Raw genomic sequence first — 22,268 nt, 5'->3', positions numbered from 1 at the left:
GCGGCCACTGACAGTGGCGGCCGGATCGGTCTCCGGTGAGGAGGATGCCCAGGTCAGCACGTGTGGTGCGATAGATCACTCGACTACATGGCGGCCCTCCTGGCGCGCGCTGCACGAGGCCCGGAACGCGCAGTGCGTGCAGTGCTGCCCGGCGGTCGGTGTGAACCGTTCGTCGAGGACCTTGCCGGCGGCGGTGGCCAGCAGATCGCCGACCCACTCCCCCTCCAGCGGCTCCTGGGCCTGCACCTTGGGCAGGGTCTCGCCGCCGTCGCGCTGGGCGGCGCCCTGCCGGAGATGGACGAGTTCGGCGCCGCCCGGCTCGGGACGCACGCCGTCGAAGGCGTCGTCGACGGCGCCCTCACGGACGGCCAGCTGGTAGACGGCGAGCTGCGGGTGGCGCTCGACCTCCTTGCCGGTGGGCGCCTGTTTGCCGGTCTTGAAGTCGACCACGTAGGCGCGGCCGTCGCCGTCCGCCTCGACGCGGTCCATCTGGCCCCGGATGCGCACCTGGTAGTCGCCCGCCTCGAGGGTGACGTCGAAGTCGTGCTCGCTGGCGACCGGGGTCCGCCCGGTGCGGTCCATGACGTGCCACTGAAGGAATCGTTCGAGCGCCACGCGCGCGTTGTCCTTCTCCTGGTCCGACTTCCAGGGCGCGTCGAAGGCGAGGGCGTTCCACACGGAGTCGAGGCGTTCCATGAGGACGGAGAGGTCGGCCGGGGTGTGCCCGGAGGCGACCTCGTCGGCGAGGACGTGCACCACGTTGCCGAAGCCCTGGGCGGCGGTCGCGGGCGCGTCGGCCTTCACCTCACGGCCCAGGAACCACTGCAGGGCGCAGGTGTTGGCCAGCTGGTCGAGGGCGCTGCCCGAGAGCACGACGGGCTGGTCGCGGTTGCGCAGCGGCACCTTGGACTCGGTTGGCTCGAACATGCCCCACCAGCGGTAGGGGTGCGCGGACGGCACCAGGGGGCGGCCGTCCTCGTCGGCGAGGGCCGCGAGCCGGGCCAGGCGGCGTGCGGCGGCTTCCCGGAGGGCCTCGGAGACGCGCGGGTCGACCGTGGTGGCGCGCAGTTCGGCGACGAGTGCCGCGACGGACAGCGGGCGGCGCGGGCGTCCGGTGACGTCCTTGGGTTCGACGCCGAGTTCGGTGAGGAAGCGGGAGGGCTGGTCGCCGTCGTCCGCCGGGGCCTTGACCGCGGTGACGACCAGGCGTTCACGCGCGCGCGTGGCCGCCACGTAGAACAGGCGGCGTTCCTCGGCGAGCAGCGCGCCGGGGGTGAGGGGCTCGGCAAGTCCGTCGCGCCCGATGCGGTCGGCCTCCAGGAGGGAGCCGCGGCGGCGCAGGTCGGGCCAGAGCCCCTCCTGGACGCCCGCGACGACCACGAGGCGCCACTGCAGGCCCTTGGAGCGGTGTGCCGTCATGAGGCTGACGGCGTCGGGGCGTACGGCACGCCGCGCGAGGGTGTCGGCGGCGATGTCCTCGGCCTCGATCTCCTCAAGGAAGTTCAGCGTGCCCCGGCCTCCGGTGCGCTCCTCCGCCCGGGCCGCCGTCGCGAACAGCGCGCAGACCGCGTCCAGGTCGCGGTCCGCGTTGCGCCCGGCCGCGCCGCCCCGGCGGGCGGCCCGCTCCAGCCGCGCGGGCCACGGTGTGCCGTTCCACAGGTCCCACAGCGCCTCCTCGGCCGTACCGCCGCCCGCCAGGCGCTCACGGGCCTTGCCCAGCAGCGCACCGAGGCGCTGGGCGCCGCGCGCGTACGCGGGGTCGTGCACGGCCAGCCGCTCCGGCTCGGCGAGCGCCCGCGCCAGAAGCACGTCGGAGGGGGGCGGCAGCGCGTTTCCCGCGGCCCGCTCCTCGTCCCGCAGAGCCCTGCCGAGACGGCGCAGGTCGGCGGCGTCCATGCTCGCGAGCGGGGAGGTGAGCAGAGTGAGAGCGGTTTCCGTGTCCAGCCAGGAGATGTCGGGGCGGGAGGTGTCCGGCCGGGAGATGTCCGGCTCGGCGGAAGGCGCGTCCTTGAAATCGGCGGAAGGGCCGTCCTTGGAAGAGGCCTCCCCCTCGGGAGCCCCCGACGCCTCCGCCGCTGCCACCGCCCGAAGCGCCGTCAGCAGCGGCGCCACCGCCGGTTCGTGGCGCAGGGCCACGTCGTCGCCGTCGACGTCCACCGGGACGCCGGCCGCCGTGAGGGCGCGGCGGACCGTGGGGACGGTGCGGGAGCCGGCGCGCACCAGCACGGCCATCTCGCTCCAGGGGACGCCGTCCTCCAGGTGGGCCCTGCGGAGGATGTCGGCGATGTTGTCCAGTTCCGTCCCCGAGGTCGGGTACGTGTACGCCTCGACGCGGCCGCCGTCCCTTACGGGTGCGAGTTCGCGGTGGGCGCGGACCTTCTCGGCGGGCAGGCGGGTCAGCGGCATGCGCTGGGTCAGCAGCCGGGTGGCGGCCAGCAGCCCGGCGCCGGAGCGGCGGGACGTGCGCAGCACCGCGACGGGGGCCGGGCGGCCGTCCGCGCGCGGGAAGGCGTGCGGGAAGTCCAGGATGCCGTTCACGTCCGCCCCGCGGAACGTGTAGATCGACTGGTCGGGGTCACCGAAGGCGACAAGGGTGCGGCCACCGCCCGCCAGGGCGTGCAGGAGTCGTACCTGAGCGGGATCCGTGTCCTGGTACTCGTCGACGTAGACGGCGTCGTAGCGGGCGCCGAGCCAGGCCGCGACCTCGGGCCTACGGGCGAGGAGCACGGCGCGGTGGACGAGCTCCGCGTAGTCGATCACGCCTTGGAGGTCGAGCACGTCGAGGTACTCGGCAAGGAAGGCGGCCGCCGCGCGCCAGTCGGGGCGGCCCGTACTGCGGGCGAAGGCGTCCAGGGCGTCGGGTCCGAGGCCCAGTTCACGGCTGCGGGCGAGGACCGCGCGGACCTCGTCGGCGAAACCGCGAGTGGTCAGGCAGGCGCGCAGTTCGTCCGGCCAGCGCACGTGCGCGAGGCCGAGCCGCTCCAGGTCCACCTGGCCCGCTAGCAGCTCCCGTACGGAGACGTCCTGCTCGGGGCCGGACAGCAGTCGCATCGGCTCCACGAACCGGTCGCTGTCCTGGTGGGCACGGACCAGGGCGTAGCAGAACGAGTGGAAGGTGGTCGCCCGGGGAGCGCGGGCCGCCCCGGCCCGGGTGGCCATGCGGTCGCGCAGTTCGACGGCCGCCTTGCGGCTGAACGTGAGGACCAGGACCCGCTCGGGGTCCCCGCCCCGGGCGATGCGCTCGGCCACGGACTCGACGAGCGTGGTGGTCTTGCCGGTGCCCGGACCTGCGAGGACGAGCAGCGGGCCGGCCTCGTGGTCAACCACCAAGCGCTGCGAGGCGTCCAAAAGAGGGGGGTCCACCGGGGCGGGAGGGGTACGTACCAGTCGGTAAGCGCCACGGCTCCCCCGCCGCACCCGGGGGTGCGACAGGCCGCTGGTGGAGGAAGAGGAGCTCACGTGGTTCGCCGGTCCTGGTGGAAGTACTGGTTGGCGGGCCACCGCGCGTGGCGGGCGGTGACCGCGGGGTGACGGGGACACGCGCAGCCGACGCTACGCCGACGGGTGAGGCGGAAGCAGGGCTTCCCCTTCTTCCCGCCGGCCACTCGTGGCACTCGCGGCACTCGTGCCCCTCGCCTCACGAACGTACGTCATGGCACCGACGTGCCCCGATTCCCCCGTCCGGATCACGGGCCACACGGGAGGCCGCCGGATGGCGGAAGCTGTCAGGTGTGACCCTCCGCGCGTTCGCCGCCGTCCCACCGCGCCCGTCGCATGTCGATCCGCGGCAGGTGGCCCTCGGCGGCCCGGCTCGCCTCCTTCAGGGGCGTGCCCTCCACGCGGTAGTGGCCGAGCGCCCGCTGCTCGCGCCCCGGGAGCAGGACACCGTCCGCGCGGACGACTCTCCACCACGGAACGGCTCCCCCGTAGAGAGCCATCACACGGCCGACCTGCCGCGGACCGCCCTCCTCGAGCCACTCGGCGACGTCGCCGTATGTCATGACACGGCCTGGCGGGATCAATTCGGCGACGTCGAGGACCCGCTCGGCGTAAGCGGGCAGGGCTTCCGCACGCTCGTCCCCGTGCCGGTCCCCCTCAAGGCTCTGCTCACTCATCCGCCCCATCCTGCCCCACCCCACCGACAACAGGACGCGCGTACTCCCGAGCGATTCCTTCGCCCGGCAGGACCGCGTCGGGCAGACTGTCCGCCCCCGCATGTGCACCCTGATGCCCCCGCGTATCGGTGCGGCATGCCACCATCGTGCGGGCGGTGACCGGTGATACGAGACCAAGAAGAGACGATGAAGCAACAGGGTGCGCACCCGGACGACACGGAGGGCACCTCTGACGCTGCGTCGCGCCCGGACACGCCGGACGACGGCCCGAAGGCGGGCAGGAAGCAGGCCCGGCCGGTCTCAGAGGAACCGGACATCGCGCACATCGACGAGGTGGAGGGCGACGAACCGCTGCTCCCCGCGCGCGTGCACCGCCCGTCCGACCTGATGCGGCTCCTGGTGGGCGTGCTCGCCGTCGCGGTGCTGATCGGCATCGCCGCGTTCGCGCACGGCACCACCTCGGGCCTGGAACAGGACATCAACAAGGGCACCGGGCAGGCGCCCGATCTGCTCATCAAGATCGCGGGGCTGGCCTCCAGCATCGCGATCCTGCTGGTGCCGGTCGCTTTCGCCATCGAGCGGCTGATCAAACGGGACGGCCTGCGAATCGCCGACGGCGTGCTCGCGGCGGTCCTCGCGCACGGTGTGACACTCGCCACCGATCTGTGGGTCGCCCGGGCCGCCCCCGACTCGATCCAGGAGGCCCTCACCCAGCCCTCCCCCGGGGACATCCACGCGCTGACCGACCCCGTGCACGGCTATCTGGCGCCGGTCATCGCCTATATGACGGCCGTCGGCATGTCGCGCAGACCCAGGTGGCGCACGGTGCTGTGGGTCGTGCTGCTGCTCGACGCCTTCTCGATGCTCGTCACCGGGTACACGACCCCGTTCTCGATCATCCTGACCGTGCTGATCGGCTGGACCGTGGCCTACGGCACCCTCTACGCGGTCGGCTCGCCCAATGTCCGGCCCACCGGGCAGACCCTGATGGCCGGTCTGCGGACCGTCGGCTTCCGCCCGGTCAGCGCCTCACGCGAGGACACCTCGGACAACCCGGACACCGGCGACCGGGGCCGGCGCTACTTCGTCACGCTGGAGGACGGCCCGCCGCTGGACGTCACGGTGGTCGACCGGGAGCAACAGGCCCAGGGCTTCTTCTACCGTGCGTGGCGCAATCTGACCCTGCGCGGCTTCGCCACCCGCAGCAGCCTCCAGTCGCTGCGCCAGGCCCTGGAGCAGGAGGCGCTGCTGGCGTACGCGGCCATCGCGGCCGGTGCCAACGCGCCCAAGCTGATCGCCACCTCCGAGCTCGGCCCCGACGCGGTCATGCTCGTCTACGAGCACAGCGGCGCACACACCCTCGACTCGCTGCAGGACGAGGAGATCACCGACAACCTGCTGCGCGACACCTGGCACCAGGTGAAGGCCCTGCAGTCCCGGCGTATCGCGCACCGCAGGCTGGTGGGCGACGCCATCCTGGTGGATCGTTCCGGCACGGTGATCCTCACCGACCTGCGCGTCGGCGAGATCGCGGCCGGCGACCTGCTGCTGCGCATGGACATCTCCCAGTTGCTGGTGACCCTCGGCCTCCGGGTGGGCGCCGAGCGTGCGGTGGCCTCGGCGGTGGGCGTGCTCGGCCCGGACGCGGTGGCGGACTGCCTTCCGATGCTCCAGCCCATCGCGCTCAGCCGCTCCACGCGCGCGACGCTGCGCAAACTGGCCCGGGAGCGGGCACAGCGCGAGCGCGAGGCGGTGCTGGAGGCGTCCCGGCTGGCCAAGCAGGCGCGTCTGGAGGAGTCCTCGGACGAGGCGGTTCCGGTCCCGGAGAAGGCCGACAAGAAGGCCGTACGGGCGGAGCAGCGGGCCGAGAAGCGGGCCATCGACGAGGCCGTGGAGGAGGCGCGCGAGGAGGACCTGCTCACGCAGATCCGCCACGAGGTGCTGCTGATCAGGCCGCAGGCCCCGGTCGAGCCGGCCCGGCTGGAGCGGGTACGGCCGCGCACGCTGATCAGTTTCATGGCCGGAGCGATCGGCGCGTACTTCCTCCTCACACAGCTCACGCACATCGAGTTCGGACCGCTCATCGCGAACGCCGAGTGGGGCTGGGTCGCCGCGGCGGTGCTGTTCTCCATGTGCAGCTACCTCGCGGCGGCGATGGCTCTGCTGGGGTTCGTGCCCGAGCGGGTGCCGTTCCTGCGGACCGTGGCGGCGCAGGTCGCCGGGTCGTTCGTCAAGATCGTCGCCCCGGCGGCGGTGGGTGGTGTCGCCCTGAACACGCGCTTCCTGCAGCGCGCGGGAGTGCGGCCGGGGCTCGCGGTGGCGAGCGTGGGCGCGTCGCAGTTGTTCGGGCTCGGCTGCCACATCCTGATGCTGCTGGCCTTCGGATATCTGACCGGGACGGAGAAGACGCCGTCGCTGTCGCCGTCCCGGACGGTCATCGCCGGCCTGCTGACGGTGGCGGTGCTCGTACTCGTGGTGACCTCGGTGCCGTTCCTGCGGAAGTTCGTCGTCACGCGCGTGCGGTCGCTGTTCGCGGGTGTCGTGCCGCGCATGCTGGACGTGTTGCAGCGGCCGCAGAAGCTGGTCACCGGCATCGGCGGCATGCTGCTGCTGACCGCCTGCTTCGTGATGTGTCTGGACGCGTCGATCCGCGCGTTCGGCGACGAGTCCACCTCGATCAGCCTCGCCAGCGTCGCCGTCGTCTTCCTCGCGGGCAACGCCCTGGGGTCCGCGGCTCCGACGCCGGGCGGTGTGGGCGCGGTCGAGGCGACCCTGACGGTCGGTCTGATCGCCGTCGGCCTCCCGAAGGAGGTCGCGGCACCGGCCGTGCTGTTGTTCCGCCTGCTGACGCTGTGGCTGCCCGTGCTGCCGGGCTGGCTGGCCTTCAACCACCTCACCCGCAAGCAGGCCCTCTGACACCAGTGGTCGCCGGGCAGGGATTTCGGCACGGCTCTTGGCAACACCAGCCCCTCCTACCTCGTACGACACGCGTCCCGCGCGTCCGCCCGCGGGCCGCCGCAGGATGGAAACATGCCATCCCTCCTCCGGCTGCGCGCCGTCGTCCTGACCGCCATCGCCGTGCTGCTGTCCACCGTGCTGGCGGGCTGCGGTGACGACGACGCCAAGGACGAGGACCTCACGCGGCAGGAACTGAGCTGGGAGGCCTGCCCGGCGCCGGACGAGGCCCAGGGCGGAGGCACCTCGCCCTCTCCCCTGCCGGACGACGGCGAGTGGCAGTGCGCCACCATGAAGGCCCCTCTCGACTGGGACGATCCCCAGGGCGACACGATCGGCATCGAGCTGATCCGCGTCAGGACCACCGGCGAGGCGAGCGAACGCATCGGCTCGCTCATCTTCAACTTCGGCGGCCCCGGCGGCTCGGGCGTCACCGCCCTGCCCGGCTTCGCCGACGACTACGAGACCCTGCGCACCCGCTACGACCTGGTCAGCTTCGACCCGCGCGGAGTCGGCCGCAGCGACCCGGTGATCTGCGAGAACGACCAGCAGCTCGACGCGTACTTCCAGCAGGACGGCACGCCCGACGACACCGCCGAACGCACCGAGCTCCTGGACAGCACCACGGAATTCAACGACGCCTGCGAGCAGAACTCCGAGAAGATCCTGCCGCATGTGCGCACCACCGACGCGGCCCGGGACCTGGACCTGATGCGCCAGGTCCTCGGCGACGACAAGCTGCATTACTTCGGCTTCTCCTACGGCACCGAACTCGGTGGCGTCTACGCCCACCTGTACCCCAAGCGGGTCGGACGCGCCGTGTTCGACGCCGTCGTGGACCCCACCAAGAACCCCCAGCAGGGCTCGCTCGGGCAGGCCGGGGGCTTCCAGCTCGCGATGGACAACTTCGCCGAGGACTGCGTGTCGAAAACCGAGGAGTGCCCCCTCGGCGACAGCGCGCAGAACGTGAAGGACCGTATCGCCACGCTGCTCAAGGACCTCGACAGCAAGCCGATCCCGGGCGTCTTCCCGCGCCAGCTCACCCAGACCGCGGCGACGAGCGGCATCCTGCAAGCGCTGTACTCGCAGGACCTGTGGGAGACCCTCACGGAGGGCCTGACTCAGGCGTACGACGGTGACGGCAGCATCCTGATGCTGTTGTCCGACTCCATGAACGGGCGCAGTGAGAACGGCGAGTACGACAACTCGGTCGCGGCCCTCACCGCCATCAGCTGCGCCGACGCCAAACCGCGCTACGACAGCGCCTATGTGGAACGGAAGCTGCCCGAGTTCCGGGCCGCGTCCCCCTTGTTCGGCGAAGCCCTGGCGTGGGGCATGATCGGCTGCACCGACTGGCCCGTCGCGGGCGCCGCCGACCACCCGGACGTGAGCGCGCCGGGCTCGGCGCCGATCCTGGTCGTAGGCAACACCGGTGACCCGGCCACCCCGTACGAGGGCGCGCGGAAGATGGTGGACGCGCTGGGCAAGGGTGTCGGTGTCGAGCTGACGTACCGGGGGCAGGGGCACGGCGCCTACGACAGCAAGAACAAGTGCGTGCTGGACGCGGTGAACGGCTATCTGCTGGACGGAAAGGTGCCGCAGGCGGGGACCGTCTGCACCTGAGAACTTGAGTCACCTGAGCACAGCCACAGCCCCAGCCTCACCGAAGCCGCAGGTCAGAAGGTTATCCACAGGCCGACACGGCCGGCTCGGGATCTGCCTACCATGGCCTGACCGCCATCCGCAGCACGGTGCGGACGGCCTGCGAGGGGGGACTGGGCGCATGTCGCGCTTCGTACGGTGGACCGCTGTGGCGGTCGCCTCGGCACTGCTGGCGGCGGGCTGCAGCGGCGGCTCGTCCGGCGACGACAAGGGCGGCGGGCTCTCCTGGGGCCGCTGCAAGGCCACCGCGGACGCCCCCGCACCGAGCAGCGACTGGCAGTGCGCGACGCTGAAGGTGCCGCTGGACTGGTCGAAGCCGGACGGCGAGACGATCGGACTGGGACTGATCCGCGCCAAGGCCCGCGGCGACGACCGCGTCGGCTCGCTCCTGTTCAACTTCGGCGGCCCCGGCGCCTCGGGCCTGTCCATGATGCCGTCGTACGCCCCGGCGGTCTCCGGGCTCCGTGAGCGGTACGACCTGGTGAGCTGGGACCCGCGCGGGGTGGGTGCGAGCGAGGGCGTGCGCTGCCGCGGCGACAAGGAGATCCAGGCCGCCGAGTCGGTGGACGTCACCCCGGACACACCGGCCGAGGAGAAGGCGTACTTCCAGGACGCCGCCGACTTCGGCGAGGGCTGCCGGAAGGACGCCGGAAAGCTCATGGCGCATGTCTCCACCGCCGACTCGGCCCGCGACATGGACCGCATCCGGGAAGTCCTCGGCGACGACAAGATGCACTACTTCGGCATCTCGTACGGCACCGAACTGGGCGGCACCTATGCCCACTTGTTCCCGAAGAACGTGGGCCGGATGACACTGGACGCGGTCGTCGACCCCGGCGCCGACACCGTGGGCCATGCCCAGAACCAGGCCAGGGGCTTCCAGCGCGCGCTGAACAGCTATCTCGAGTCCACGGGCCAGGACCCTCAGGAGGGCACGCGGAAGATCGCGGACCTGCTGCGACGGATCGACGCCCGGCCCCTGCCGACGGCCACCCCCGCGCGGAAACTGACCCAGACACTCGCGGTCACCGGCCTCACCCTCCCCCTGTACAACAAGGAGAGCTGGCCGACGCTGACCAGCGCCCTCGACGCGGCCGAGCGGGGTGACGGATCGGAGCTGCTGACCCTCGCCGACGGCTACAACGACCGCGCCCCTTCGGGACAATACGGCACCACGACCCACTCACAACGGGTCATATCGTGCCTGGACGACAGGCAGCGGCCGACCGCGGCCCGGACGAAGGAGCTGCTGCCGCAGTTCGAGAAGATCTCCCCGGTCTTCGGCACCTTCCTGGGCTGGGACACGGCCGGCTGGTGCCACGACTGGCCGGTGCCCGGACAGCACGACACCCCGGAGGTGAGCGCCCCCGGCGCGGCGCCGGTCCTGGTGATCGGCAACACCGGCGACCCGGCCACCCCCTACGAGGGCGCCCGGAAGATGGCCGACGAGTTGGGCAAGGGCGTCGGCGTGATGCTCACCTGGCGGGGCGAGGGCCATGGCGCGTACGGCAGCGGGAGCGACTGCGTGGACTCCACGGTGAACGCGTATCTGCTGGACGGCTCGGTCCCGAAGGACGGCAAGGTCTGCTCATGACGACGGCGGGGGCTTCGGGCACCCGTGGTGCCCGAAGCCCCCGCCGTTCGGGAAGGGAGGCCGGATACGGCTCAGTAGACCGGCTTGTCCGGCTCGATCTGGTTGACCCAGCCGATCACGCCGCCGCCGACGTGGACCGCGTCCGAGAAGCCCGCGGACTTCAGGACGGCGAGGACTTCCGCACTGCGGACACCCGTCTTGCAGTGCAGGACGATCTTCTTGTCCTGCGGGAGGCTCTCCAGGGCGGTGCCCATGAGGAACTCGTTCTTGGGGATCAGCCGGGCGCCCGGGATGGAGACGATCTCGTACTCGTTCGGCTCGCGGACGTCGATGATGTCGATGCCCTCGCCGTCGTCGATCCACTCCTTGAGCTGCTTGGGAGTGATCGTGGAGTCGGCGGCCGCCGCCTGGGCCTCCTCGGAGACGACGCCGCAGAAGGCCTCGTAGTCGATGAGCTCGGTGACGGTCGGGTTCTCGCCGCAGACCGCGCAGTCCGGGTCCTTACGGACCTTGACCTGGCGGTACTGCATCTCCAGGGCGTCGTAGATCATCAGCCGGCCGACCAGCGGGTCGCCGATGCCGGCGAGCAGCTTGATGGCCTCGTTGACCTGGATGGAGCCGATGGACGCGCACAGCACGCCCAGGACGCCGCCCTCGGCGCAGGAGGGAACCATGCCGGGGGGCGGGGGCTCCGGGTAGAGGCAGCGGTAGCAGGGGCCGTGCTCGGACCAGAAGACGGAGGCCTGGCCGTCGAAGCGGTAGATCGAGCCCCAGACGTACGGCTTGTTCAGCAGCACGCAGGCGTCGTTGACCAGGTAGCGGGTCGCGAAGTTGTCCGTACCGTCGACGATCAGGTCGTACTGGCTGAAGATGTCCATCACGTTGTCGGCCTCGAGCCGCTCCTCGTGAAGGATCACGTTCACGTACGGGTTGATGCCGAGGACGGAGTCACGGGCGGACTCGGCCTTGGGGCGGCCGATGTCGGCCTGGCTGTGGATGATCTGGCGCTGCAGATTCGACTCGTCGACCTCGTCGAACTCCACGATGCCGAGGGTGCCGACGCCCGCGGCGGCCAGGTACATCAGCGCCGGCGAGCCCAGGCCGCCGGCGCCCACACACAGCACCTTGGCGTTCTTCAGCCGCTTCTGCCCGTCCATCCCGACGTCGGGGATGATCAGGTGGCGGGAGTACCTGCGGACCTCGTCTACGGTGAGCTCGGAAGCCGGCTCGACCAGGGGTGGCAGCGACACGGGGACTCCGTTGGTCGGTCAATCACTACGGTTGTTCTCCCCGTAACAGTGCCATGGGCTTTTTCATTCCGAGACACCCGTTCCGACACGCGAGACGATTTCGTCCCAGTAGCCGGGCATGGCCTCCCAGGGATCGGTGAGTCCACCACAGTCCGTGCGGTCCGTGCGGTCGGTGAAGTAGATCGTCGCGGCACCCTGCCAGCGCGCGATGCCCAGCGCCTCCCCGAGGTGGGAGCGAGGCACCCCGTGGACGAAGTGACAGAAGCGCTCGGGCGAGTGGTCGGCGGTCCACTCGGCCACCTGCGACCAGCGGTAGTCGCTCCACGGACCGGAGAAGGTGACCAGCTGGTCGGCGAGTTCGACGTACCCCGGGTGCGGGTGGATGCCATGGCCGAGGACGATGTGGGCCTCGGCGCGGATCACGCGGAGCGTGGCGATCGTGCGGCGCACCTCGGGCAGCCCGACGTGGTCCGCCGGGCAGCGCTCCAGGAGGAAGCCGTCGACCTGGTACCAGTCGACGAACCGGTGGGCGTCCGAGATCAGCTCTCCGAAGTTCCGGGTGCCGTACCGGGTGTCGAGATGGCCCAGCACCCGGATGCCGGCGTTGCGCAGGCGGCCGGCCGCCTCCAGGCAGTGCGGGTCGGGGCGGGCGCCGGGGCCGTCGGCCACGTTGAGGACGACCCAGTGCAGCGGGGTGCCGGGGCGGGTGAGCTCGCCCCACTCGGTGGGGGCGAGGAGGGGGTGGGCGTAGCCGGGGACGGCGACGCCGGGGCGGAGTTCCGTGCCGGGGTCGCGTGGTCGTGTCCTGGTCAGATGCGGCATGCCGCCTCCATCCAGATGTCCGCGAGGGACTCCTCGAGGCCGATCCGGGGACGCCAGCCGAGCCGGTCGCGGGCGGTGCGCACATCGGCCTGCTGCCAGCTGCCGCAGCCGTCGGGGTACGGGTACGCGACCTGGGGTGCGTGGTCCGAGTCCGGGCGGGGGTGGCCGATGGCCGGGCGAAGCGCGCCGGGAGGCCCGTCGAGTTCATGGAGGGCACCCCCGTATCCGGCCACCCGGGCGAGGACCGCGGCGGCGTCGCGCAGGCGCACGGCGCGGCCGGAGCCGATGTTGATGACGCCCTGCGCGGCGGAGAGCGAGGCGGCGTGGACGGCGCGGGCGACGTCGCGGACGTCGACGAAGTCGCGCTGCGCGCCCAGGCCGCCGAGTTTCAGCTCGCCGTCGCCGGACTGCATGGCGCGGCGCATGGCCTCGGCGAGACGCCCGAGCGGGGAGCCGGCGGGGGTGCCGGGTCCGGCCGGTGAGAAGACGCGCAGGACGACGGCGTCCAGGCCGGAGCCCAGGACCAGTTCGGTGGCGGCGAGTTTGCTGACGCCGTACGGGCCGCCGGGCCGGGGGACGGCGTCCTCGGCCGTGGAGGAGCCGGGCTGGCTGGGCCCGTACTCCGCGCTGCACCCGATCTGCACCAGTCGGGCGCCGCAGCCGCTGCGGCGCAGGGCCTCGCAGACGGTGGCCACGGCGACGGTGTTGTGGCGGGTGAGTTCGCGGGCACCGCCCCTGGTGGCACCGGCGCAATTGACGACGACGCCGGGGTGGACCGCGTCGAGGAAGCGGGTGAGGGCGCCGGGGCTGCCGGAGGCGAGGTCGAAGCGGACGTCGGCGTCGTCGCCGCGGCCGAGGGCGGTGAGCTGCACGGCCGGGTCGGCGAGCAGGCGGTCGGCGACGAAGCGCCCGATGTAGCCGTTGGCTCCGATCAGCAGGACTCTCATCGCGCGGCTCCCGGGGCGGCTGGGACTCCTGGGTGGGTCGTCATCGGGGTTCTCCTTGGTGCGGGGCGATCGGGACGGGGCGGGTGCCTCCGGCGGTGGGCCGGTGTCTGCGGCTACGGGGTGACGGCTCTGCGGGGTGAGAGCTCTCTAGGTCGGTGCGTGGGCCGAGGCCCTGGTCAGCTTGCGCGTCGCATGGACGAGGAGGGCCAGGGCCGCGGCTCCGCAGGCGAGGGTGGGGACGCTGCCGGCGCCCCAGAGGGTGACGAGGGTCTCCACGGGGGTGCTCAGGAAGCCGAGACCGGGGAGGCGGGCGATGAAGACCGTGGCGAGGGCGGCTGCCTGGACCGTGGCCGTCGCGGTGAGGACCACGGCAGGGGCGTAGGCGAACCGGTGGGTGGCGAGGAGGCGGGCGATGAAGAGGAGCCCGCCCAGGGCGAGGGCCTCCGCGTAGCACGCGGGCTCGTCGAGGACTGCCGCACAGAGGGCGAGCAGGGCCGCCAGGGCGCCCAGGAAGAGGACGACCGAGCCGAGCAGGAGTGGTCGTACGGCGGCGGCGAAGTCCTCGAGGCCGCGGCTTGCCGCGAGCCTGCGGCGGCCACGCGCGGTGAAGAGGTGGGCGGTCCAGGCCGCGGGCGCGCACGCCAGGGCGAGGGCCAGGACAGGGGCGACGGTGAGGGGCCAGGGGCCGTCTGCCGCACCGGTGGGCAGACCGTCGGGACCGCCGGTGACGGCGCTCTGGAGGAGGCCGTTGCCCAGGAGGGAGTAGCCGATGAGCCAGGAGATCCAGAGGGTGCTTCCGCCCGGGGCCGTGTGGTCGGTCCGGCTCAGGGGGCCTCGGCGGAGGGCGGCGCGGAGGGCCAGGCCCACGGCGAGGATGCCCGCTGCCGTGGCGAACTGGCGCGAGCGGCCGTGGGTGAGGTGCACGGCGGCCACGGTGGCGGCGCACAGCGCGCCCGGCAGGAGTGTCAGGAGGACCCAGTCCGCGCGTGCCCGGGGGGCAGCGGGCGCCGGGGGCGCGGGTGCGTCCCCGTCCCGGGTGACTCGGGCGTACATCTCCTCCGCGAGGGAGAAGACGTCCCGGTGGCGGAAGCGGGCCGCGGTCCGCTCGGTGATGCCGTGCGCTTCCAGTCCGGCCGCGATCTCGAGGGGGTCCACCGCGCGTTCGCAAAGTTCCCGGTGACGGTGCATCAGCGCCTTCACGGGATCGGCACCGCGGCGAGGGGAGGGCGGCTTGCGGTCTGCGGCCGACTCCTGCTCCCCGGGGTGTTCGCGCTCTGCGGCCGGTTCCGGGGCCGGTGTTCCAGGACGGTCCAGTTCGCCCAAGTCGTTCATCGTGCTCTCTCCGGGGCGGGGACGACGGGGGTGGCTCGTACGGGACCGTCTCCGGCCCAGCCAGGGACGCCCCGGGTGGCGAGGCCGGGCGTCGGGGCGGCCCAGCGGACCGGGACACGTGCCTCGGCGGGCACCGCGAAGGGCAGCGGCTCCGCGTCGAGGGCGTCACGGCGGACGGGGGCTCGGGAGACGATCTCCAGGTAAATGCTGTGAAATGCCTCGATGTTCTGCTCGACCGTGAACAGTTCGAGGGCACGGGCCCGGGCGGCGGCGCCCAGGCGCTCACGGCGCTCCGGGTCGCGCAGCAGCGCGACGCACGCCTCGGCGAGCGCCCGCGGATTGCGCGGGGGCACGACCAGCCCCGTGCCTCCGATGACCTCCACGACAGCGCCGACGTCCGTCGACACCGTCGCGCGCCCGCAGAGCATGGCCTCGGCAAGGCCGATCGGGAAGCCTTCGACGACGCTGGACAGCACGGTCACGGCGCCCGAGGCGTAGGCGTCGGCGGGGGCCGGGAGTTCCGGCCCTCCGACCTCCTCGAAGGACACCGGGTTGTGGCCAGCGGCGTGCGGCCCCTCGGCCTCGTCGGGGAAGAGATGGGCGGCCAGCGCCCTGCAGTGGGCGAGATAGGCCGCGCCTTCGCTGCCGGCGGGGGCGCCGACGATCCGCAGGCGCGTCTTCGGCTCCTGTTTGCGGATCTCGGCGAAGGCGTGCAGCAGCGAGACCAGGTCCTTGGCGGGCTCGACGCGGCCGACCCAGACGAGCGTGTCCGGGTCGGCGCTCTCCGCGGACTCGCCCACTTCCGCGTAGGGCCGGGCGTCCATGCCGGGGTAGATCGTGCGGAGCTTGGCGCGGTCGGCACCGCAGCGCTCCTGCCAGCGGCGGGCGTGCGTGTTGCCGGCGGTGACGACCTCGGCCTGTCCGTAGGCCTCGGCGGCGAGTCTGCCGTGGAAGGCAGCCAGCAGGGACCGCACGGCGGGCGGGGCGTCGGGGGCGGTGAGGTAGTGCGTCCGCAGCCGCACGCCGTACTCGGTCACCAGCAGGGGGACGCCGGTGAAGTGGCGGGCCAGCAGGCCCGGCAGGGCGGCCGGGCCGCCGGACGCGGCGTGACAGAGGTCGACCGCACCCAGTCCGTCGTTCTCGTACCAGTCGAGGGAGAGGGGGCGCAGCGCCCTTTCGAGGTGCGCGGCCACGGCGAGCAGGTCCGGAACCCGGGCCTCACGCGCGGCGCGGTGGGCGCCGGGCGCACGACAGGCGCGTTCCAGCGCGTGTACGGCGGCCTCGGAGCGGAGAGCTCGGGGAAGGCCGCCCTCCTCGCGGGCGAGTTCGGCGAGGCCGTACAGAGCGTTGGCGAAACGGTCCGCCTCGGGGGTCGACGTCCCACCCCCGGACGACGTCCCACCCCCGGACGACGTCCCACCCCCGGACAACGTCGCGCCCCCAGACGACGCCCCGCACAGCACCGCAGCCAGTTCGCCGAAGCACTCGGAGAACCGCCGGCGTGCGCGGCGGCCCAGGGTCACTCCGTCGTCCTCGGCCATCCACAGCGGTGCGGTGCGCACCCTGCGGACGTTCGGCGACAGCGGGGTCCAGCCCTCGTCCTCCTGGTGTTCACTGCGGCTGAGCGCGTAGACGTCGAACTCGTGCTGTGCGAGCCCGCGCACCAGCCGGTCACACCAGAGCCTGGCGTCACCGCTCACATACGGATAGCCACCCTCCGTAAGCAGTCCGATGCGCACGTGTGCACCCCCGATCTCCCGTATGGGGAGCCGCCGTTGCCCGGCGGCTCGCAGCGGGACGAACGTATGCGGTCAAGGCGGTGGTACGACGGACGGTTGTCCGTCGCACCACCAAAAGGGGTGAACGGTCGTAACTTTCCCGTGCGGGTCGCGTTCCGTCGCGCTAGGAGATCAAGCGGACACGGATCGTCATACCGCGGCCAACTCCCGTCGCTCCGCCCGGCGTCGCGCGGCGGCCTCCGGGTCGATCGCCGGTACGGCGGCCAGCAGCTGCCTGGTGTAGGGCTCTTGCGGCGACCCGTACACCTCGGCGATGGGCCCTTCCTCGACGATCCCGCCCTTTCGCATCACCGCGACCCGGTCGCTGACCTGGCGTACGACGGCCAGGTCGTGCGCGATGAAGACCAGCGCGAGCCCGAGTTCGCGCCGCAACTCCCCCAGCAGCTCGACCACATGCGCCTGGGTGGTGACGTCGAGGGCCGAGACCGGCTCGTCGCAGACGATGACGCGCGGGTCGGCCGCGAGCGCCCGCGCGATCCCGATGCGCTGGCGCTGACCGCCGCTGAACTCGTGCGGGTAGCGGTCGTGGTGCGCCGCTTCGAGCCCCACGCGCTCCAGCAGTTCCGATACGCGCTCCCGGATGCGCCCCTCCTCGGACTCGCCGCGCGCACGGAGCGGATCAGCGATGGACTCGCCCACGCTGCGGCGGGGGTTGAGGGAGGAGACGGGGTCCTGGAAGACCATCTGCACGGCCGGGTTCACCCCGGTGTGCGCGCGGCCCTCGAACCTCAGCGATCCGGCCGTCGGCTCCAGCAGCCCGACGAGCATGCGCCCCAGGGTCGTCTTCCCGCTGCCGCTCTCGCCCACGACGCCGAGCGTCTCACCGCGCCGCAGGGGCAGCGACACATCGTCCACGGCCGTGAACGCCCGCTTCCCGCGCCCGAACACGCGCCTGAGGCCGCTCGCCTCCAGCACGGCCTCCTCGGCCTCCTCGACCTTCCCGGCCTCCTCGGCCTTCCCGGCCTCCGCGGGCGCCGGGGAGGCCTTCCGGGGCGCGTCCAGCCGTGGCACCGCGGCCAGCAGGTCCCGGGTGTACGGCTGGGCCGGCGCGCCCAGTACGCCCGACACCGGGCCGTGCTCGACCGCCCGCCCGTGCCGCATCACCAGCACCTCGTCGACGCTCTCGGCGGCGACGCCCACGTCGTGGGTGACGAGCAGCAGGCCCATGCCGGTCTCCTCGCGCAGCGTGTGCAGCAGGTCGAGGACCTGGGCCTGGACGGTGACGTCGAGGGCGGTCGTCGGCTCGTCGGCGATCAGCAGGCTGGGCTCGCACGCGAGCGCCATGGCGATCAGGGCGCGCTGGCGCATCCCGCCGCTGAACTCGTGCGGCCGGGAACGCGACCGCCGGGCCGCGTCCGGGATGCCCACCCGGTCCAGGACGTCGACGGCACGCGCGCGTGCCGCCCGCCGGGACACGCGCGCGTGGGCGCGGTACACCTCGGCGATCTGGTCACCGATCGCGTAGTACGGGTCGAGGGAGGACAGCGGATCCTGGAACACCATCGCGGCCCGACCGCCGCGCAGCCGCCGCAACTCCTCGTCCGAGGCCCGCTGTACGTCGGTGCCGGCCACCTCGACCGAGCCCCCGACCCGCGCTCCCGTGCCGCGGTGCAGGCCCAGCAGGGCGGACGCCACGGTCGACTTGCCGGAGCCGGACTCACCGACCAGGGCCAGGGCGGCGCCCTGTTCCAGGCGGAAGGAGAGTCCGTCGACGGCACGCAGCTCGCCGAAGTCCACGCGCAGATCCCTCACGTCGACCAGGCTCATGTCAGCACCACCCGTCGGTCGGCCACCGCGTACAGCACGTCCGCGACGGCGTTGGCCAGGACCACGAAGAAGCCGGTCACCAGGACCATGCCGACGACCACCGGCAGGTCGACGACCTTCACCGCGCCCACCAGCGCCTGTCCGATGCCGGGCAGTCCGAAGAGCGTCTCGGTGAGGACGGCGCCGCCGAAGAGCACCCCGAGGTTGTTGGCGTTCACGGCGATGAGCGGTGCCACCGCGCCGCGCAGCGCGTGCCGCCCGATGATGGCCCGCTCCCCGATGCCGTACGCGCGGAAGGTCCGTACATGGTCCTCGGCGAGGGTCTCCAGCATCGCGGCCCGGGTCAGCCGGGCGTAGGTGGCCGACTCGATCAGCGCGAGGGACAGCCAGGGCAGCAGCAGGTTCCAGGCCCACTGCTCGGGGTCGTCGGTGAAGGCGACGTACTGCGGGAACGGCAGCAGTTGCAGCTGTCCGCAGACGACGATCATCAGGACCAGGCCGATGACGAAGACGGGCGTGGCCGTGCCGACCAGCGTGAGGCCGGTCAGCAGCCGCTCCGTGAGCCGGCCGCGCCGCCACACCGACAGCACGCCGGTGCCGATGCCGATGACCAGCCACAGCACCATGGCCCCGAGCGCGAGCGAGCCGGTGACCGGCAGCTTCGCCAGGATCAGGTCCGTGACCGGCTGGTCGCTCTGGTACGACAGGCCGAGGCAGGGCGCCGGGCAGTGCTGCACGGACGTACCGGTCGAGAAGTCCTGGCCTGCGACGAGGCCCGACAGGAAATGCCAGTACCGCACGTACAGCGGGTCGTCGAGCCTCAGCTGCTGGGCGACCTGGTGGACCTGTTCCGGTGAGCAGCGCGGGCCGCAGGTGATCTGTGCGACGTTGCCGGGTGTGGCGTAGAAGACGACGTAGATGATCACGGAGATGGCGAAGAGGGTGACCAGGGCGCCGAGCAGGCGGCGCAGCGCGAAGCCGCCGAAGCCGCTCATGCCGTACCTCCCTCGGCCGCCTTGGCCTCCCGCTTCCGCCCCGTTCCGATGCGCAGCCGTGAGGCCGCGCGCGGGTCGAGGGCGGTGCGCACACCGTCGCCGAGGACGGTCAGGGCCAGCACGGTCACGAACAGCGCGCCCGCGGGCAGCAGCAGGTACTGCGGTGCCGCCTGGTACCAGACGTCGGCCGCGGTGAGCATCTGCCCCCAGGACGGCGTCGGCGGCTTCACGCCCACGCCGAGGAAGGACAGTGCCGCCTCGACGGTGATGTTCTGCGGGATGAGCAGCGCCGAGTACGTGATGACGGGCGCCGCGAGGCCCGGCAGCAGTTCGCGGCGTGCGATCCGCGCGGTGCCCCAGCCGCTGAGCCGTGCCGCGGAGACGTAGTCGAGCTGCTTGAGGGTGAGCGTCTGCGCGCGCACCATCTTGGCCAGCGTGCCCCAGCCGGAGACCAGCCCCACGACGAGGGCGACCAGGACGGGACGCGGGAAGCTCGTGGGCACGATGGCGAGCAGGGCCAGCGCGATGACCATCAGGGGCATGGACACGAAGATGTCGGCGATCCGGGTGACGGCGAGGTCCACCCAGCGGTTGCCGAGCCCCGCGATGACGCCCAGCACGACACCGAGCAGCACCTGCACCACCGTGGCCGCCAGCGCGACGCCCAGCGAGACGCGCGCGCCGTAGGTCAGCCGGGCGAACAGGTCGCGTCCGGTCTGTGGTTCGACGCCGAGCCAGTGGTCACCGCTGATGCCGCCGAGCGGCCCGATGGGCACGCCTCCGCGCGCGGAGTCCACCAGGGAGGGGTGGTAGGTGGTCGGGTCCTGGCCCTCCAGTGCCGTGAGCAGGGGCGCGGCGAGCGCGATCAGGACGAGCAGGGCGACGACGGCCGCCGCGACGAGGGCGGCGCGCCGCGTGCGCAGCCGCCGCCAGAACTGACGGGCCCCCGAGGCCCCCGGAGCGGACACTCCGGGAGCCCCGATGGCGAGAACTGCCTCACTCACGGCGCTACTTCACCGCGACCTGGGAGATGTCCAGCACACCGGTCCAGTCACTGATCACGATGTTCTTGACGTCCTTGCCGTACAGGCGCTTGTAGACGGGGTGGAACAGCGGGACGGTCAGGGCCTTCTCGCCGATCTTCTTGTCCAGCGCGCCCCACCTCTTGGCGGCCTGGTCAAGATCCGTCAACTTGTTGATCGCGTCAATCTCGGCATTGACCGACTTGTCGTTCAGCAGGCCCGTGTTGAAGTTCGCGCCGTCCTTGACGATCTGCCGGCCGTCGAAGATCGGGGCGAGGAACGGACCGCCGGAGGGCCAGTCGGCACCCCAGTGGGCGAGGAAGAAGCCAGGCTCGGTCTTCACGTTGTGGATCTTGTCGGAGTAGTCGTTCTCCTCCAGTCCCTGCAGCTCGACCGTGATGCCGGCCTTCTTGAGCGCGTCCTGGATCGCGGTCGCGATCTCCGGGCTGGTCTCGAAGTCCTTGGCGTTGGAGTGCGTCAGCGTGACGGTGAGCCCGCTCGGATGACCGGCCTCCTTCAGCAGCTCCCTGGCCTTCTGCGGGTTGCCGCTCTTTCCCGCCGGGAACAGGTCGTACGGCGTGTACCCGAAGGACTTCTGGTCGGGCAGGAAGGTGGTCGCGGGCTCGGCGAGCGCCGAACCGCCGGCGGCGTTCACCACGGACGACCGGTCGAGGGCGTACGAGATCGCCTGCCGCACCTTGACGTCGTCGAACGGCTTGATGGCCGGGTTGAACGCGATGTAGTTGGTGTAGCCGAAGTGCCCGGTGCCGACGCGGGCGGCGAGCTCCTTGTCGCCGGTGACCTTGGCCAGCTCGGCCGGGCCGAGATTGGTGTCCGTGGTGACCGCGGCGGCGTCCGCTCCCTGGGACGCGGACAGCCGCTGGTTGATCACGGACGAGTCGAGCCCGGACCGTACGTCGATCTTGTCCGGGTAGGCCTTGCGTTCGGCGTCGGTCGAGGCGGACCAGTGCGTATTGCGCTCCAGGGTCAGCCGCTCACCGTCGTTCTCGTTCCGCACGACCTTGTACGGCCCGGACGAGACCGGGTGCTCCTCGTACTTCGTGCCCGTGTCCTTGGTCTTCGGGACGGGCGTGAACTGCGTCTGCGTTGCGAGGTACGGGAACTCGCCCTCGGGCTTGTTCAGGCGGAAGACGATGGTCCGCTCGTCCGGCGTCTCGATCGCGTCGAGGCCCTTCTTGTCCTTGTACGGGCCCTGGTAGTCAGCGGCCCCGACCAGCCAGTCCCGCAGGTAGGGGGCGCCGCCCGACAGCTCGGGGGCGAAGGAGCGCTCGATGCCGTACTTGATGTCGGCCGAGGTGATCGGGGTGCCGTCCTCGTACTTCAGGCCCTTCTTCAAGGTGTACGTCCACACCGTCGCGTCCTTGCTGGGGCGCCCGGTGTCAGTGGCGAGGTCGGGGACGACCTCGGTGCCGGCGGCGCCGCCCTCGCGGTTGCGGGTGGTGAGCGTACGGAAGACCAGGGACGGGACGTTGCCGCCGCCGGAGGTGTACAGGCGTGCCGGGTCGAAGTCCTCCTGGGGGGTGGCGTTCAGGACCGTGAGGGTGCCGCCCTTGTGGGGCGTGGAGTCACCGCCGGCGCCCTTGGCATCGTTGTCCTTCGGCCCGCAGGCGGCGGCACCCGCTGCCAGGACCAGGCTGACGGATGCCGCGGCCACGCGGCGCGCTGTGACGGACGGTTGGCGCATCGGAATGACGACCTCTCGATGATGTCTCGGATCGCGAGACGAGATGACAAGGCGTGAGACGAAAGGGAACAGACGTCTGCCCGGCGCCGGGTCGTCGAAGAAACCGTGGTCGGAATGACCGTGGTCGGAACAGCCGTGACCGAAGAAAGCCGTGACCGGATCACGGAGAGCATGGGTTTTCGCGACGCGCGCCTCGGGCGGGCGTCAGCAACAGTGAATGTCGGCCACGCAGAGCGGGGTCACGCCGATGAGCGCCAGCTCGATGGCGGCGCGAACGGAGGCGGGACGGGGCGACATGCGCAG

The 22,268-nt window shown here is 72.0% G+C and carries 15 protein-coding genes; 3 read left to right on the top strand and 12 right to left on the bottom strand.

Going from position 1 to position 22,268, the window contains the following annotated elements:
• Window positions 1-75: 75 nt before the first annotated feature.
• Window positions 76-3,459, bottom strand: coding sequence for an ATP-dependent helicase (locus AC07DF_RS03970; protein WP_478966658.1), 3,384 nt, complete (start codon window positions 3,457-3,459; stop codon window positions 76-78).
• A 266-nt stretch (window positions 3,460-3,725) separates the two neighbouring features.
• Window positions 3,726-4,115 (bottom strand): MGMT family protein, encoded by a 390-nt coding sequence (locus tag AC07DF_RS03965; protein WP_478966656.1) that lies wholly within the window; start codon window positions 4,113-4,115, stop codon window positions 3,726-3,728.
• Window positions 4,116-4,301: 186 nt separating this feature from the next.
• Here AC07DF_RS03965 and AC07DF_RS03960 point away from each other — a divergent pair, with 186 nt between their 5' ends.
• The 3 genes from AC07DF_RS03960 (at window position 4,302) to AC07DF_RS03950 (ending at window position 10,326) form a co-directional block, all read left to right on the top strand.
• Entirely contained in the window at window positions 4,302-7,031 is a 2,730-nt protein-coding gene (locus AC07DF_RS03960; RefSeq protein WP_478966654.1) for a lysylphosphatidylglycerol synthase transmembrane domain-containing protein, read from the top strand.
• Window positions 7,032-7,145: 114 nt separating this feature from the next.
• Window positions 7,146-8,693 carry an alpha/beta fold hydrolase gene (locus tag AC07DF_RS03955; protein WP_478966652.1) on the top strand — a complete coding sequence of 516 codons (1,548 nt, stop codon included), beginning with the start codon at window positions 7,146-7,148 and terminating at the stop codon, window positions 8,691-8,693.
• 160 nt (window positions 8,694-8,853) lie between these two features.
• The gene (locus tag AC07DF_RS03950) at window positions 8,854-10,326 is read left to right on the top strand and encodes an alpha/beta hydrolase (RefSeq protein ID WP_478966650.1); all 1,473 of its coding nucleotides are present in this window, start codon (window positions 8,854-8,856) and stop codon (window positions 10,324-10,326) included.
• 71 nt (window positions 10,327-10,397) lie between these two features.
• On the opposite strand, the gene moeZ is transcribed toward AC07DF_RS03950, so the two are convergent.
• The 10 genes from moeZ to AC07DF_RS03900 form a co-directional block, all read right to left on the bottom strand.
• Window positions 10,398-11,576 carry an adenylyltransferase/sulfurtransferase MoeZ gene (gene moeZ / locus AC07DF_RS03945; protein ID WP_184590710.1) on the bottom strand — a complete coding sequence of 393 codons (1,179 nt, stop codon included), beginning with the start codon at window positions 11,574-11,576 and terminating at the stop codon, window positions 10,398-10,400.
• Between the two features lie 63 nt (window positions 11,577-11,639).
• Window positions 11,640-12,398: a spherulation-specific family 4 protein gene (locus AC07DF_RS03940; protein ID WP_478966648.1), complete on the bottom strand. Its 759-nt coding sequence runs from the start codon at window positions 12,396-12,398 to the stop codon at window positions 11,640-11,642.
• Complete coding sequence (locus AC07DF_RS03935) at window positions 12,386-13,345, bottom strand: NAD-dependent epimerase/dehydratase family protein (RefSeq protein ID WP_215118651.1); 960 nt, start codon at window positions 13,343-13,345, stop codon at window positions 12,386-12,388. The genes AC07DF_RS03940 and AC07DF_RS03935 overlap by 13 nt, the downstream gene beginning before the upstream one ends.
• 147 nt (window positions 13,346-13,492) lie before the next feature.
• A complete protein-coding gene (locus tag AC07DF_RS03930) occupies window positions 13,493-14,677 on the bottom strand; it encodes a hypothetical protein (RefSeq protein WP_478966646.1) in 1,185 nt (394 codons plus the stop codon).
• Complete coding sequence (locus AC07DF_RS03925) at window positions 14,674-16,416, bottom strand: DUF3492 domain-containing protein (protein ID WP_478966644.1); 1,743 nt, start codon at window positions 16,414-16,416, stop codon at window positions 14,674-14,676. The genes AC07DF_RS03930 and AC07DF_RS03925 overlap by 4 nt, the downstream gene beginning before the upstream one ends.
• Window positions 16,417-16,605: 189 nt before the next feature.
• Window positions 16,606-18,243 (bottom strand): dipeptide ABC transporter ATP-binding protein, encoded by a 1,638-nt coding sequence (locus AC07DF_RS03920; RefSeq protein WP_478966642.1) that lies wholly within the window; start codon window positions 18,241-18,243, stop codon window positions 16,606-16,608.
• Entirely contained in the window at window positions 18,240-19,238 is a 999-nt protein-coding gene (locus AC07DF_RS03915) for an ABC transporter permease (protein WP_478966640.1), read from the bottom strand. The genes AC07DF_RS03920 and AC07DF_RS03915 overlap by 4 nt, the downstream gene beginning before the upstream one ends.
• A complete protein-coding gene (locus AC07DF_RS03910) occupies window positions 19,235-20,242 on the bottom strand; it encodes an ABC transporter permease (protein WP_478966638.1) in 1,008 nt (335 codons plus the stop codon). Before AC07DF_RS03910 ends, AC07DF_RS03915 begins: the two co-directional genes overlap by 4 nt.
• A 4-nt stretch (window positions 20,243-20,246) precedes the next feature.
• On the bottom strand, window positions 20,247-21,965 hold the full coding sequence (locus AC07DF_RS03905; RefSeq protein ID WP_478966636.1) for an ABC transporter substrate-binding protein: 1,719 nt from the start codon (window positions 21,963-21,965) through the stop codon (window positions 20,247-20,249).
• Window positions 21,966-22,169: 204 nt separating this feature from the next.
• Window positions 22,170-22,262 carry an Ms4533A family Cys-rich leader peptide gene (locus AC07DF_RS03900; RefSeq protein WP_310851085.1) on the bottom strand — a complete coding sequence of 31 codons (93 nt, stop codon included), beginning with the start codon at window positions 22,260-22,262 and terminating at the stop codon, window positions 22,170-22,172.
• Between the last annotated feature and the right edge of the window lie 6 nt (window positions 22,263-22,268).

The organism is Streptomyces sp. NPDC044719 (genome assembly GCF_056433405.1).
Note: the sequence above shows the minus strand (reverse complement) of the source record. Positions and strands in the feature narration are given on the sequence as shown.

Excerpts from the sequence above, each read along its gene's own strand:
- AC07DF_RS03965 (WP_478966656.1), bottom strand. The coding sequence starts at position 4,115 with ATGAGTGAGCAGAGCCTTGAGGGGGACCGGCACGGGGACGAGCGTGCG.
- AC07DF_RS03960 (WP_478966654.1), top strand. The coding sequence starts at position 4,302 with ATGAAGCAACAGGGTGCGCACCCGGACGACACGGAGGGCACCTCTGAC.
- AC07DF_RS03955 (WP_478966652.1), top strand. The coding sequence starts at position 7,146 with ATGCCATCCCTCCTCCGGCTGCGCGCCGTCGTCCTGACCGCCATCGCC.
- AC07DF_RS03950 (WP_478966650.1), top strand. The coding sequence starts at position 8,854 with ATGTCGCGCTTCGTACGGTGGACCGCTGTGGCGGTCGCCTCGGCACTG.
- AC07DF_RS03940 (WP_478966648.1), bottom strand. The coding sequence starts at position 12,398 with ATGCCGCATCTGACCAGGACACGACCACGCGACCCCGGCACGGAACTC.
- AC07DF_RS03935 (WP_215118651.1), bottom strand. The coding sequence starts at position 13,345 with ATGAGAGTCCTGCTGATCGGAGCCAACGGCTACATCGGGCGCTTCGTC.
- AC07DF_RS03930 (WP_478966646.1), bottom strand. The coding sequence starts at position 14,677 with ATGAACGACTTGGGCGAACTGGACCGTCCTGGAACACCGGCCCCGGAA.
- AC07DF_RS03920 (WP_478966642.1), bottom strand. The coding sequence starts at position 18,243 with ATGAGCCTGGTCGACGTGAGGGATCTGCGCGTGGACTTCGGCGAGCTG.
- AC07DF_RS03915 (WP_478966640.1), bottom strand. The coding sequence starts at position 19,238 with ATGAGCGGCTTCGGCGGCTTCGCGCTGCGCCGCCTGCTCGGCGCCCTG.
- AC07DF_RS03905 (WP_478966636.1), bottom strand. The coding sequence starts at position 21,965 with ATGCGCCAACCGTCCGTCACAGCGCGCCGCGTGGCCGCGGCATCCGTC.
- AC07DF_RS03900 (WP_310851085.1), bottom strand. The coding sequence starts at position 22,262 with ATGTCGCCCCGTCCCGCCTCCGTTCGCGCCGCCATCGAGCTGGCGCTC.